Genomic DNA, 13,779 nt, shown 5'->3' on the forward strand with positions numbered 1-13,779 from the left:
ATTGCAGTTTTTTTCTCAGGCCCACCTTTCTCATAATTAATGTAGTCGCTGAGCCTTGGAACTGCATTTAGTCAGTTTGGAAGTTGTAGTAGCAAGAATGACATGCCTTGTTCCTATTTTTTATGGCCATTCGAGAAAATAGACTGAATTTTTTAGTCAATAATATTTTAAAGTAACGTTTATTTAATAGGTGGTGATTGTTTGAAAAAATAAAGCGTGCATATTTTTAATTTGCAGAAATGGCAGCTAGCTTGATTGCTGTATGGCTTGGCTATGACACCCTTCAAGCTACACTTGAGTTTCGTCTAATGACTAAAGGAGATGGTCATGTTCAAGAAGCTACTCATTACAGCAGCAATTTCGACCGCACTGGCGACTACTGGGTCTGCTATGGCGCAGCAATGGGACCAAGATAATCGGTGGCAAGATCAAGATCGCAATCGTTCCTACAGCCAGGACAATCAGTGGCACGATCAGGACCGTGATCGCTATCAGCAGGATCGTCGGGATGACCGCTGGCGCGACCAGGATCGTCGGGATGACCGCTGGCGCGGCCAGGACCGTCGGGATGACCGTTGGCGCGGCCAGGATCGTCGGGATGACCAGTGGCGCGGCCAGGATCGTCGTGATGACCGCTGGCGCGGCCAGGATCGTCGTGATGACCAGTGGCGCGGCCAGGATCGTCGTGATGACCGCTGGCGCGGTCAGGATCGTCGTGATGACCAGTGGCGCGGCCAGGACCGTCGTGATGACCGCTGGCGTGATGAGGATCGCAACCGCTATAACCAGTACCGCAACTAAGCCAGTTCTGACAGCTAGTGATTAAGTACCAGCTGCTTTAAACCAAGTGGTTAATCGTTTTTCGGAGGAGTTATGTTTAAAAAACTGGTCATTGCGACTGCCGTGTCGACTGCACTTGCTACAAACATGGCGGTTGCACAACAAGATAGCCGCAGCGATGGCTACGGTTACGATAATATGCAAAGAAATCAGCAAAGTTATCAATCAAGGGATAACCAGGATCGTCAGCAATATCGTGACGAACGCTACGGCGGTGATTACGACCAAAGGGATCGCCAGCGCGCCCAGGGTTGGGAGGATCAACGCCGTCAATACCGAAGCGACAGCAATGGCTATGATGATGATTACGGCCGAAGAGACCCGCAGCGTAGCCGGCTATGGGATGAGCAACAAGACCGTCAGCAATATCGGCGCGATAGCGATAGATATGACCACGGGCAGAGATATCAGCAGGATCGCCGGTATGACCAGTCGCAAGGTCGCAATCAGGAAGATGCTCACATTTTCTTGCAGGGCTACATCGAGGGTAAGGAAGAAGGGCTTGAGCAAGGCCTGATAAGAGGTTACCGGCAGGGCTATATACAGGGACTGCAAGATGCCGCTCGCCAGAACGCAAGCGTTAATCAGCAAGGCGACACCAACCAGCGCAACAGGCTTGATACCGAAAACCAGACCCCGCCGTCCCCCGTGGGGACAGAAGGCACCGAAGGCCCAGCCGACATGCTGAGTCCGGAAGATCAAAACGACACGAATACCGACGACACGGATACTGAACAGGAGTAACCAAACTGTAATGGGTGCCGGGGTGAAACAAAAGGTGCATGCTATCGATGCACCTTTTTCAGCAGTGCTTGCGGTTAATGCTGTGTCTCAGGCGCAGGTGCGCCCGCAGGCGGCGAGCGAGGATATCTACGCCGATGTTGAGCAAGGCGGTGATCAGGATCAGCAGCATGGCGCGGTCGAAGCGGATTTCCTGAATAGCGCTGTCGACGTAGAAACCCAGGGTGGCGATGCCCAGAATGCCGAGAATCGCCGTTTCGCGCATGATGATTTCCCAGCGATAGAAAAGTAATCCCATGAAGGGCCCGTAGACCCGAGGAGCGATCTCATAGGCGTAACGGTTGATGCCCTTGGGTGCATCCTGGCGCAGCTGAATTGTGTTGCTGCGCCTGCCCACAAGATGGGCGATGATGCCGCCGTTATGCAGCGCCAGCGCCACCACGGCGGGCAGCATGGAAGGCCCCCACAGCTGCAGCAGGATGAATGCCAGCAGATATTCCGGGGTGGCACGCATCACCACCAGAATTACATGGCCGCAAGTTCCGCTGAGCTTTCCGGTGAAGTGGCGTGAAATCAATGGAAATAGCGCCATGGCGAGTATTCCGGTCAGCGCCAAGGCTATCTGGGTAAGCAGCAGGGTATTCCAGATGCCCGGCAGCGCTTGGTTGAGCATAAGCTCACCGAGCCAGGGTAGTAGACCCTCGATACCTTCACCCTGGCGAAGCGGGGCGGGAATGATGTCGTGAGTGAAGAAACGCGAGACGTTGCTCCACATGATGGGAAGACCTGTGCCCAGACAGAAGGGCGCTACGATCAGGTATAAGGGCAGCAACCGCGGGCGCACCCAGTACCGCAGCGTACCGATCAGAAGGTAGAACAGAATCAGCAAGGCGCCGACGGTGTTGTAGTGGCCTTGGGCAAAAGCGCCCGCCAGGTGAAAACCGAGAGTGGGCATGCCGACGAAGCCGATCACCGCACTCGAACGCAGGCCGCATTCCAGGCGGTAAGACGTGTAGCTGGCCAGATGTGGCCAGGCTTGACTGATTCGGCTGTAAAGCAGTGCCGAGAACCGCCCGGCCCGATGGGGCAAGGTGCGGGCGGGCTCTGGGTCGGTCTCGTCGAGAATTTCCGCGTAAACCTTGGCGAAAATACCCGCATAGGGAATGGCGATGGCCAGTACCCCGGTAATGGGGTGCAGGCCGAAGCTCTGCAGAAAGATCAATGCCCAGAACAGCTCGTGAATCGCCCGGATGAATGCGCAGAAGGTGCGCACCCAGAGATGTTGAAAGGCAAGCGCCAGCAGAAAGCCGGCGGCGGCACCCAGCCCCACCCCGACGAAGGCGAAGGCCAGGGTACGCAGGATCGCCTCGCCGAGAAAGTCGACGCGTGACAGGTCCGGCTGAACCAGACCCATGAAGAGTCGCCCAAGCGCCTGCCAGGGAGCGTGAGTGCTGATCTCGAAATCGCCCAGTGACAGGCATACCAGCGCGAGCGCTATCAGGCTCAGGCTGACACGTGCGGTCGGGGTCAAGGGCATCAGTAGAGCGGCATGAGATCGGCAGTGGTCAGCGTTCGGCTGGGCGCATCCACGGCGATGACGCCATCCTGTATACCGACTACCCGGGTGCAAAAATGCAGTGCCAGGTCGAGGTCGTGCATGGCCAGCACCGACATCGAATAAGTCGCGAGTAATGCCCGGATGACGCTTTCCGCCTGAGGGCCGTCCAGCGCCGAGACGGGTTCGTCGGCCAGCAGTATCCTGCCCTGTTGATAGAGCACTCGGGCGGCGGCGACGCGCTGGCGCTGACCGCCGGAGAGTTCACCGCAGGGCGTCCAGCACTTTTCTGGAATACCGAGCTGAGTGAGCAGAGCGTCGATCTCGGCAATATCACCTTTCAAGGGGTGGGCCAGGGTAAGCAGATTGCGCCACCAGGGGTGGCGGTCCAGACGTCCCATATAGACGTTGTGAAACACCGAAAGATTGGCGACCAGTCCCAGGTCCTGGGGCATCAGGGCCGCGTCTTGCGTATGCCAGTGATCGTACATTACCGCGAGCAGGCTCGACTTGCCGGCGCCGCTCTTGCCCACCAGCGCTAGATGTTCACCGGGTGCAAGGCTCAGATTCAAGGGGCCGAGCACGCGCACCTCGCCGTAGTCGGCGACAGCGTTTTTCAAGGCAAATATGGGCAAGGCAGTGGTCATCAGTCGAGCAGGTCGAGCTGACGAGCGACCTTGATCAGCTCCTGATAGTCGGCGTTTTCCGCAGGAATGAAGCCGCTGCGCGGGAAACTTGCCAGGAGTTCGGGATCGTCCATATCAATTAGCGTCCGTTGCAGGCGTTGAGTAAAACCTTCGCCAAAGCGCGCATCGACGTCGCCACGTACCGTCCATTGATAGTCGGGGTAAGTGGGCGTTTCCCAGACCACCTGGACGCGATCCAGATCGACAGCGCCGCTTTCCACTTCATTTTCCCAGGCCTTGTAGCTGACCACGCCGACCTGATAGGCACCCGATTGCACCAGGGAAATAGTGCGGCTGTGGTTGCCGCTGAAGCCGACACGCTCGAAAAGTGCCTCGGGCGAGGCGCCCAGGTGCTCACGCAGGAAGTATTCGGGCATCAAACGGCCGGACGTCGAGCTTTGCGAGCCGAAGCTGAAGGTCACGTCGCGCAGCGCTTGCGGGGCGGTGTCTCCTTCGTGGGGCTCGATGCCAGTGGCATGGTTGGCGATGAAGTAGCTCTTGTATTCGGGGTCTTCAACGCCCTGGGCGATAGCGATGGAGCCGGGGACCATGCGGCGCGCCTGAACCCCGGTGAAGCCGCCGAACCAGGCGAGCTGTACCTGATTGTTGCGAAAGGCGGTGACAGAAGCGGCGTAGGAGGTGACCGGGATGAAGCGTACATCCACTTCGAGCGCTTCGGAAAGATAGTCAGCGACGCTCTGAAAGCGTTCCTGTAAACGGGTCTCGTCTTCGTCGGGAATGGCGGTGAACACCAAGGTATTGGCGACAGCCAAGGGGGTGGCTGCCAGCGTGAAGAGCGTGGCGAAGAGAGTGACAAGCGCCAATGCAAGCCGACGAGACATGAAGTGTCCTTGATGAAAGTGGGGTGGATTTTCCGGGCGAAGCATACCGCACCGCCTTGTCCCGTGCATTGTCGTGCATAGCCATTATCGAAAGTGGTTCTTCGGCGGGGGTGTTTGCTTGAGGCGTTCAAGAGGCTAAGCTGGACTAGGTGGCTTGCTCATACCTTGATTTCGTCATTCCTCTTTAGAAGGAAAATTTCATGTCTAAACAAGAACTTCCATCCGGTGCCGGCCAAGTGGCCGAGCAGTACCCTGATGTCTGGGACGCCTACGCAGCGTTGGGCAAGGCGTGTGCCGATACTGGCCCGCTGGATGAACGTACCCGCCGCCTGGTCAAACTGGCATTATCTGTGGGCGCAGGTTCTGAAGGCGCGGTGCATTCTCATGTGCGGCGCGGCCTGGAAGAAGGCGAGTCGCCGGAAGCTCTGAAACAGGTGGCCATATTGGCCATTCCCACCTTGGGGCTACCTAGCGGTGTCGCCGCTCTGACCTGGATCGAGGATATCACTGACTAGAAATGCTAGTCAGGCGTGATAACAAACAGTCCGCGCATCAATGTCTCGACGATAGCGTCACGCTCTTCGGCAAGCGAATATTGATCAATGTCTTGCAGCCAGTCGAAGCAGGCGCCGATCAGGAACATATGGAACTGGCGTCGGGCGCTGGTCGGGGACAGGCCAGCGCGCAGCGTGCCTTGCTGCTTGGCATCTTCGAAAAGCCGTTCCACCCGGGTTTGGGCATGCTGGGATAGTCGTGTGATGACGCTGATCCGGGGGTGGTAGTCTTCAAGCTTTTCGCAGCGGTGAAAGACGATGGTGGAAACGCGTTGCAGTTGTCGATCGTCGTGCATCCTTTCCAAGGCGCCCAGGGCGATTTGCCGTAACCGCTCGGCAGGAAAAGCCGGTGCACCTTGCTCGGCCAGATCGACAATTTCATCGATGGGAATGCGCACGCGCTCCAGCAGGGCGTCGAACAGTGCCGCCTTGTCTTCGAAATGCCAGTAAATAGCCCCGCGCGTCACCCCGGCGGCCTGGGCAATGTGCGCCAAGGTAGTGCGTGATACGCCTTGAGCCAGAAAGGTGGCTTCGGCGGCATCGAGAATCGTCTCGCGTGTACGTTCGGCTTCTTCCTTCCTTCGAGTCATGACAGCTCCCGTTAAATTATCCCTATCTTGTCATCGACACATGGCAAAGTCGCCTCGTGGTGATTAGTATACCCACATTCACTGACATTCATGAATGTCAGTGAATGTGCACTCACCCTAAATGCGCTTGCTGTTTTCGATTGCTGAGCGTTCATTTCCCGAGGAGCTGTTACCGTGCCTGTCATCCGTATACGCCTGCTGTTGGGGGTTCTGGCTTTGCTGACGTTGGCTGGCTGTGAAAAGTCGCAAACGCTTGAGCCCGCTTCAGCCCGGCCAGTCAAGCTGCTCACCCTGGACGATGCCGGCGCTGCATTGATGCGCCACTTTCCGGCTCGTGTTGAAGCCTCCACCCGCAGCGATCTGTCGTTTCGCATGGCTGGCGAGCTGCTAGAACTCAATGTCGCGGCGGGCCAGCGAATCTCAGCCGGTGAGATGATTGCCCGTATCGACGATAGCAATGCGCGGAGCCAGCTCGAAAGCGCTCGTTCCAGCCTGGAGCTGGCCGAGGCGACTTTCGAGCGCATGCGCTACACCCTGGAGCGGGGCGCTATCAGCCAGGTGCGTTTCGACGAGGCTAAAAGCCAATTGCGTGCGGCCCGTTCAGCCTTTGAGCAGGCCGATGAGCAGCTTGAGCATACCCGTTTGCGTGCTCCCTATGACGGTGTGATTGCTCGCGTTCCTGTTGATAACCGCCAAATGGTGCAGGTCAAGGAAACGGTGGCAGTGATCCAGCAGCCCGGCCAATTGGATGTGGTGTTTCACTTGCCGGAGCAGATCGTACGGCGAATAGTCCCCGCCAACGACAGCGCGCTTCCCTTTGGCAACATGCTGGCTCATGAGGTGTATTTTTCGCAGGATGGCTCTGCCTACCTGGCGCAACTCAAGTCTTACACCACTCAGGCCGACGCCCAAAGTCTGGCCTATGAAATCACGCTCACGTTGCCCCAGCCAGACGACATCACCTTGCTCGATGGAATGAGTGCCACCGTCCGGTTGGATTTGAGTGCCTGGATGCCTCAAGACGTGACACCGGTGTGGCGGGTTCCCCCCGAGGCGGTGAGCTATGCGGGTGAAAACCCCGATCAGGCCCGCGTGTGGCGTTTTCAAAGCCCCGACAGCATCGAGTCGGTTCCGGTAGAAGTCGGCTCGCTGACCTCGGCCGGTCTCGAAGTCAGGGGGGAACTGGCGCCCGACGATCGCTTGGTGGCGGCGGGAGCGAGTCGCTTACGTGCCGAGATATCGGTCATCCCCTGGGAAAAGGAACAGGGTCTCTAGATGGTCGATTATTTTCTACGCCATAAGGCGGTTAGCTGGTTGATGACCGTAGTGCTGTTAGTCGGCGGGACGCTGTCCTTTCTTGACATGGGCCAGCTCGAGTTTCCCGAGTTCACTATTCGCAACGCCTTGGTGACGACGGCGTATCCCGGCGCCACTCCCAAGGAAGTGGAGCAGGAGGTCACTTCCACGCTTGAAGAATCGATCCAGGGAATGCCCAGCATCAAGCGCATCAGCTCGATCAGTTCCGATGGTTTGTCGCAGATCACCATAGAGTTGCAAAGCACCGTGCAGGAGGATGAGCTCCAGCAGTTATGGGATTCATTGCGGCGCAAGGTGGAAGACGCCCAGCCTCGTTTGCCGCCGGGAGCGCGTCAATCGCACATAAACGATGACTTCGGCGATGTCTTCGGCTTGATGGTCAATCTCACCGGCGAAGGCTATGCGATGGCCGACCTGGCGGATCATGCCGATTTTCTCAAGCGTGAGTTGGCGCTGGTCGATGGGGTGAAAAAGGTCTCGCTGGGAGGGGAGCATCCGGAACGCATCTACGTCGAGGTCGATCGTGAACGCCTGAGCGCCTTGAATATTCCCCTTGCGCGCCTGCAACAATTACTCGATACCCAGAATGCCGTCGCTGATGCCGGCCACCTGAAGCAGAATGGACGCCGCTTTCTGGTTTCTCCCACGGGAAGTGCTGCCGATATCGAAGACTTGCGGGCATTGATCGTCAGTGAAGGCAATGGAGAGCTGGTCCGGCTGAGCGATATTGCCAAGGTTTACCGTGATCTGGCCGATCAACCGCAACAGCTGTATCGCGACATGGGCCGCCCGGCGCTGTCACTGGGGGTATCGTTCAAGAGCGGCGTGAATGTCGTCGATGTCGGGGAGCGTCTCGACCGGCGCCTGACCGAGCTCGAGGCCCGTACCCCGGTGGGCATGGAACTCAACGTGGTCTACGACCAGCCGCAGGTCGTCGACGATGCCGTCTCTGGTTTCTTGATCAGCCTGATCCAGGCGGTGGCCATCGTTATCGTGGTGCTGATGCTGTTCATGGGCTGGCGCAGCGGTATCCTGATGGGGTCGATTCTGCTGATTACCATCATCGGTACTTTCATGATGATGCGCATTCACGGCCTGCAGCTCGAAAAAATCTCTCTGGGGGCGCTGATCATCGCCTTGGGAATGCTGGTCGACAATGCCATTGTGGTGACCGAAGGCATGCTGGTGGGACTCAAGCGCGGCTTGACGGTGCGTGAGGCCGCTCATCAGGTCGTCCGCCAGAATGCCTGGCCCCTGCTCGCGGCAACCTTGATTGCCGTGGCGGCATTCGCGCCTATCGGGCTTTCACCGGACACCACCGGCGAATTCATCGGCTCGCTGTTCTTCGTGCTGCTTTATTCGCTGCTGTTGAGTTGGGTGACGGCGCTGACCTTGACCCCGTTCTTCTTTGCAATGTTCTTTCGCAATGTCAGCGGGGGAGACGCGCAGCAGGACCCCTATCGTGGCGCGGTGTACCAGCTGTTTCGCCGCCTGATTACCCTCGGTATCCGCCTGCGCTGGGTAACGTTGGTCATGGTAGGACTGGTGCTGATGAGCGCCGGCTATGGTTTCACCTTCGTCAAGGATGCCTTTTTCCCGGCCTCCAATACGCCGATCTTCTTCGTCGATTACTGGATGCCGGAGGGTACCGATATCCTCGAGACCCAGCGGCGGATAAGTGAGCTCGAAGAGACGGTGATGGCGATGGAAGGTATCGAGCATCTGACCACCGTGGTAGGCGGTGGTGCACAGCGCTTTACCCTGACCTATTCACCTGAAGAGCGTTATGCCAGCTATGCGCAACTGATTGTGGAAACGCCGGACAAGCAGACTCAACATCAGCGCATGGGCGAGGTGGAGGCGGCGCTTGAACGTTACCACCCTGACGTCGATTACAAGATCATGCCGCTGGAAGTCGGCCCTGCGCCCAAGGCCAAGCTCGAGGCGCGGCTCTACGGCAGCGACCCCGAGGTGCTGCGTCAACTTGGTGCCGACGTCGAGGCGCTGTTCCATGACGAGCCCCTGGCAACCAGTGTGCGACAGAGTTGGCGCAACCGGGTGCAAGTCATCAAACCGGTATTTCTCGAGGATGCCGCGCGTCGCCTCGGTGTCACTCGCGCCGGCCTGGCCGATACCCTGGCGCTCAATACCAGCGGGACCCAGGTGGGTATCTACCGCGATGGCAGTGACCTGATTCCAATTATCGCTCGGGCAGGGCCCGGGCAGCGTCACGACGTGGATAACGTCGGTTCATTGAATGTCTGGAGCGAGGAGCGCGGTCGCTATATTGCGGCCGACCAGGTCATCGAGCGGGTCACCACCCAGGTCGCCGACCCGCTGATATTGCGCCGCAATCGTCAGCGCATGCTGGCGGTGTATGCCGAACCGCATCCGCTGAGCGGCGTTACCGCAGCAAGCGTTCTGGAGCGGATTCGACCCGAAGTCGAGGCGCTTGAATTGCCTCCGGGCTACCGGCTGGAATGGGGTGGCGAGTACGAAACCGCGGGCGAAGCGCAGAGCGGCCTGTTCGCCTCCCTGCCGCTGGGGCTGGTGGTCATGTTCATCATCACGGTGGTGCTGTTCAACAACCTGCGCCAGGCACTGGCGATCTGGTCGTTGGTACCGCTGACGATAATCGGCGTGGTCGGGGCTCTGTTGCTGACCGGCTTGCCTTTCTCGTTCATGGCGCTGCTGGGAACCTTGAGCCTGATCGGCATGGTGCTCAAGAACGCCATTGTGCTGGTCGAGGAAATCAACGTGCAATTGCCGCTACACGAGCATCGTTACCATGCCGTGGTGCGTGCAGCGGTAAGCCGCGTGCGCCCGGTAGCCATGGCGGCGCTGACCACCATGCTGGGCATGATTCCGCTGATCAACGATGCGTTTTTCTCCAGCATGGCAGTGGCCCTGATCGGCGGCCTGGGTGTGGCAACGCTATTAACGCTGGTGGTACTGCCGGTGGTGTATTGCGTGCTTTATCGTATTCGGATACAGGCGTGATGACTTAGTTTGATCAAGCAATTCTTGGTAATTTTTGGTTATTAGATGGGGCGCTTTTCATTTTCATGAGCTACGTTTTCATGTTGTTTGGCTGGCTGGATTCCTATGAGAGTACGCTATAGTTGGGTCATTTTTGCAGTAATCCTGATGTTTTCGTGTGCTTCTTTCGCGCAGGACGAGGAAGAGAGCGAGCGTCTCTGGTTCTCGGCTGACTCCCTGAACGAAGGGTTAGGTGAGGTGCCGGAAGAGGTCGAGCGCTCGACACCAAGAGAGGCGATAAGAAGTTTCATCGAACTCACCGAAAACGATGAGCATTCTGCCGCCGCTCACATCCTCAATCTTTCGGACATTCCAGCCTCCGAGCAGAAAAGCAGAGGAAGCCGGTTGGCAATGCAGCTTTCGTCGGTTCTCAGGCGCGGGGAGTGGATCAATATATCGAGTCTTCCAGGGCGGCAGGATGCTCTAGTTCAGGACCCGAGCGGTCAGCACCCGCGAGCCGGGGAGCCACGACGTTACCTCGAGGTGGTCTCGCTCAAGGCCCAAGGGCAAACCTATGATGTTCATCTAACGCGTTACAAGGTAGCGGAACAGGATCCGGTTTGGCTGATTTCGCCGGAAACAGTCGACATCATTCCAATCCTCTACGAAAAATTCGGCCCCTCCTGGATAGAGCAGTATATCCCCGAGCGATACAAACAGTCGCTTGGCATGCTGCAGCTGTGGGAGTGGATTGCGATTCCGGTGTTTCTTGTTCTTATCGGGTCGCTCGGTTTTGGCGTATATGCCCTTGTTGGACTGGTGAAACGGTGGCTGCCCCCGGGCATGTACAGCATGTTTGCCGGTAGGATCGGGATGCCTATGGCCTTCATCGTGATGGCTATCGTGACCCAGATTCTTCTTGGCTATGTGGTTTCGTTTTCAGGCGCCGGCACTACTTTCTTCAGGTTGCTTTTGGCGGTCATCACGGCCTGGGGGGCCGCTCTCATAGCCCTGCATCTGGTGGATACGATGTTGCTCAAGGTGACTGCACGCCTCGTGGGCGATATCGATGATACGAAATACAAGGATGAGCGGAAGTTACTGACCTCCCTATATACGTTGCGCCGCACAATCATTCTGGTCACCGTGGTCGCTGCAGTGATCTATGTGCTGATAAAGATTGAAATCTTCGAGACGCTGGGGACGACGCTACTTGCATCAGCGAGTGTCGCGGCAGTGCTGGCGGGGATTGCCGGTCAGGCAGTGCTGGGTAATATCATGGCATCGTTTCAAGTATCGTTGGCGAAGCCTATCCGTATCGGCGACAGCATTCTCTTCGAGGGGCAATGGTGCTATGTGGAAGGTATCTTTTATACCTACATCCGTCTGAGGGTCTGGGATGATCGCCGACTCATCGTGCCAGTGAAGTACTTTGTTTCACAACCGTTCGAGAACTGGTCGGCCAAGAGTGCCAAAACCTACCGGAATATCGTGTTGACCCTTCACCTCAATGCGGATGTGGAATACTTGAGAGAGAAGTTCAAGACGTTTGCCAAGCAGGAAGAGGGCGTCATCGAACATGACAAGCTTTTATGCTTCGTGACCGGGCAGACGGCTGCCGCCCAGGAAATCACGTTCTACCTGATGACGCCGGAGCCAATGGCCGGATGGGTTGCGGAAATGAACGTGCGGGAAAAGTTGCTGGCTTTTATCAGGGATAACCATCCCGAATGGTGGCCCAGAGACGTGGTGGTCATCAGTCAGCAGGACGTAACGCGTGGCGATGAGAAAAGCGACCACTGAGGGGTGTCCATGTAGTAAGCCAATTTGCGGTCACCAGCACAGGTATTCCTGGGGGAGTACACAGGAGCCTTGAACACGACAAGTGCTGCGCTTATTGCTTGAATTCAAGCCAAGCAGTAATCTCTTTTACAAAGAGCCATCAGATTCCAGGGAAAATGAGGAGAGGAAAGCTTGGTTGAGTTGATCACGCACTCGTCCTTCACGGAAATTGCGGCACTTCTGGTGCTGGCAGCCCTCCTGGGTTTCGTTGGCTTATTGCTGAGGCAACCACTGATTGTGAGCTTTATTGCCGTTGGCCTGATTGCGGGGCCATCGGTTCTGGATATTGTCCATTCCGAGGAGCAGATCGAACTGCTTTCCGAACTGGGGATCGCTGTCCTGCTGTTTCTGGTGGGTATAAAGCTGGATGTAAAGCTCATTCGGTCCATCGGCGGTGTGTCCCTGCTCACGGGGCTTGGGCAGGTCGCCTTCACTTCCATCATCGGTTATTTCATCGGGCTGGCTGTTGGCCTGGATCACATTGCCAGTATCTATGTGGCGGTCGCGCTGACGTTTTCATCCACAATCATCATCGTCAAGTTGCTGTCGGATAAACGGGAAATCGACTCACTGCACGGTCAGATTGCGCTGGGTTTTCTAATTGTTCAGGATCTTGTTGTGGTTCTGGCGATGATCGTTCTGGCGGCTATCGGCATAGGTGCCGGGCAGGGGGACGCGGACAGCGCATCCATGTGGCAGGTGACGCTCTCTGGCATCGGTTTGCTGTTATTTGTCATCGTGTTTGTCCGATACATCGCCAACCCACTCACTGAGCATCTGGCGAAATCTCCGGAACTGCTGGTCATTTACGCGATCGCGCAAGCCGCCCTGTTTGCAGCGATCGGTGATCTGATCGGCCTGGGCATGGAAGTGGGTGGCCTGCTGGCCGGTGTCGCACTGGCATCCACCCGCTATCGCGAAAGCATCTCTGCCAGGCTTGCACCGTTAAGGGACTTTTTGCTGCTGTTTTTCTTTATCGCATTGGGGGCGTCTCTGGATTTGTCGCTTATGAATGCCCATATCCCCGGAGCAATCATATTCTCCCTGTTTGTGCTGATCGGTAACCCGCTTATTGTGCTGGCCATTATGGGGGCGTTGGGCTACCGCAAAAGGACCGGCTTTCTGGCGGGCTTGACTGTGGCACAGATCAGCGAATTTTCCCTGATTTTTATTGCCATGGGCGTGAGTCTGGGGCATGTGCAACAGGATGTGCTGGGCCTGGTAACTCTGGTCGGCATCGTCACCATTGCGGCATCGACTTACATGATCACCTATTCCCACAGCCTCTACACGCTTCTCGAACCGCTAATAGGCGTTTTTGAGCGCACAGGCACCCCACGCGAACAATCTACGGAGCAGCATCCAGGGGGCCATTATCAGGTCGTCATTTTCGGGCTGGGCCGCCTGGGCACCGCCATTGCCGCACGACTCAGGGAAAATGGCATCAAGGTGCTGGGGCTGGACTTCAATCCTTCGGCCATCAAATATTGGAATTCTCTAGGGTTGGATACAGCCTACGGAGATGTGAAGGATGCCGAGTTTATGGGGGCGTTGCCGCTTCGCAATGCGCATTGGGTTGTGTCCACGATACCGCATCACCATACCGGGGTTTCGACCGAAGATACGATAAAAACTATCATACAATTAACCCGGTCGGCAGGATTCATCGGTAATCTGGCGGCGGTATCGCAAAGCAGAACAGAGACTGAAGAGTTAAAATTGCTGGGTGTAGAGCTTGTACTTGAGCCCTTTCAGGATGCTGCTGATCGAGCTACGGAATTGCTATTGGAAGGCCTTGTTTCCGAACCCCGTCACCCCTGATTTTCAAGGAGC

Annotated in this window: 11 protein-coding genes; 7 read left to right on the forward strand and 4 right to left on the reverse strand. The window is 57.0% G+C overall.

The features are described from left to right. Positions 1–327 precede the first annotated feature (327 nt). Both GPM19_RS12470 and GPM19_RS12475 read left to right on the forward strand, forming a co-directional pair. Entirely contained in the window at positions 328–801 is a 474-nt protein-coding gene (locus GPM19_RS12470) for a hypothetical protein (protein WP_160419353.1), read from the forward strand. Positions 802–873: 72 nt separating this feature from the next. After that, positions 874–1,584 carry a hypothetical protein gene (locus tag GPM19_RS12475; RefSeq protein ID WP_160419354.1) on the forward strand — a complete coding sequence of 237 codons (711 nt, stop codon included), beginning with the start codon at positions 874–876 and terminating at the stop codon, positions 1,582–1,584. A gap of 58 nt (positions 1,585–1,642) precedes the next feature. On the opposite strand, the gene GPM19_RS12480 is transcribed toward GPM19_RS12475, so the two are convergent. From GPM19_RS12480 to GPM19_RS12490, 3 genes are read right to left on the reverse strand one after another with little or no spacing between them, the layout of a single operon-like run. Next, positions 1,643–3,118, reverse strand: a complete 1,476-nt coding sequence (locus GPM19_RS12480) for a PhnE/PtxC family ABC transporter permease (protein WP_160419355.1) — start codon at positions 3,116–3,118, stop codon at positions 1,643–1,645. After that, positions 3,118–3,783, reverse strand: coding sequence for an ATP-binding cassette domain-containing protein (locus GPM19_RS12485; protein ID WP_160419356.1), 666 nt, complete (start codon positions 3,781–3,783; stop codon positions 3,118–3,120). The genes GPM19_RS12480 and GPM19_RS12485 overlap by 1 nt, the downstream gene beginning before the upstream one ends. Then, entirely contained in the window at positions 3,783–4,664 is an 882-nt protein-coding gene (locus tag GPM19_RS12490) for a putative selenate ABC transporter substrate-binding protein (RefSeq protein ID WP_160419357.1), read from the reverse strand. The genes GPM19_RS12485 and GPM19_RS12490 overlap by 1 nt, the downstream gene beginning before the upstream one ends. Positions 4,665–4,864: 200 nt before the next feature. Here GPM19_RS12490 and GPM19_RS12495 point away from each other — a divergent pair, with 200 nt between their 5' ends. Further along, a complete protein-coding gene (locus GPM19_RS12495) occupies positions 4,865–5,179 on the forward strand; it encodes a carboxymuconolactone decarboxylase family protein (RefSeq protein ID WP_160419358.1) in 315 nt (104 codons plus the stop codon). Between the two features lie 5 nt (positions 5,180–5,184). Here the strand turns inward: GPM19_RS12495 and GPM19_RS12500 are convergent, their stop codons facing one another. Continuing rightward, on the reverse strand, positions 5,185–5,808 hold the full coding sequence (locus tag GPM19_RS12500; RefSeq protein WP_160419359.1) for a TetR family transcriptional regulator: 624 nt from the start codon (positions 5,806–5,808) through the stop codon (positions 5,185–5,187). Between the two features lie 174 nt (positions 5,809–5,982). On the opposite strand from GPM19_RS12500, the gene GPM19_RS12505 reads away from it, so the two are divergent. From GPM19_RS12505 to GPM19_RS12520, 4 genes are all read left to right on the forward strand, one after another. Then, complete coding sequence (locus tag GPM19_RS12505) at positions 5,983–7,083, forward strand: efflux RND transporter periplasmic adaptor subunit (RefSeq protein ID WP_160419360.1); 1,101 nt, start codon at positions 5,983–5,985, stop codon at positions 7,081–7,083. Further along, positions 7,084–10,125 carry an efflux RND transporter permease subunit gene (locus GPM19_RS12510; RefSeq protein ID WP_160419361.1) on the forward strand — a complete coding sequence of 1,014 codons (3,042 nt, stop codon included), beginning with the start codon at positions 7,084–7,086 and terminating at the stop codon, positions 10,123–10,125. It abuts the gene before it with no gap. Positions 10,126–10,230: 105 nt separating this feature from the next. Next, complete coding sequence (locus tag GPM19_RS12515; RefSeq protein ID WP_160419362.1) at positions 10,231–11,907, forward strand: mechanosensitive ion channel family protein; 1,677 nt, start codon at positions 10,231–10,233, stop codon at positions 11,905–11,907. A gap of 171 nt (positions 11,908–12,078) precedes the next feature. Then, positions 12,079–13,767, forward strand: a complete 1,689-nt coding sequence (locus GPM19_RS12520; protein WP_160419363.1) for a cation:proton antiporter — start codon at positions 12,079–12,081, stop codon at positions 13,765–13,767. The last annotated feature ends 12 nt before the right edge of the window (positions 13,768–13,779 follow it).

Origin of the sequence: Vreelandella zhuhanensis, assembly GCF_009793355.1 — a bacterium.
In the GTDB taxonomy this organism is placed as follows: domain Bacteria; phylum Pseudomonadota; class Gammaproteobacteria; order Pseudomonadales; family Halomonadaceae; genus Vreelandella; species Vreelandella zhuhanensis.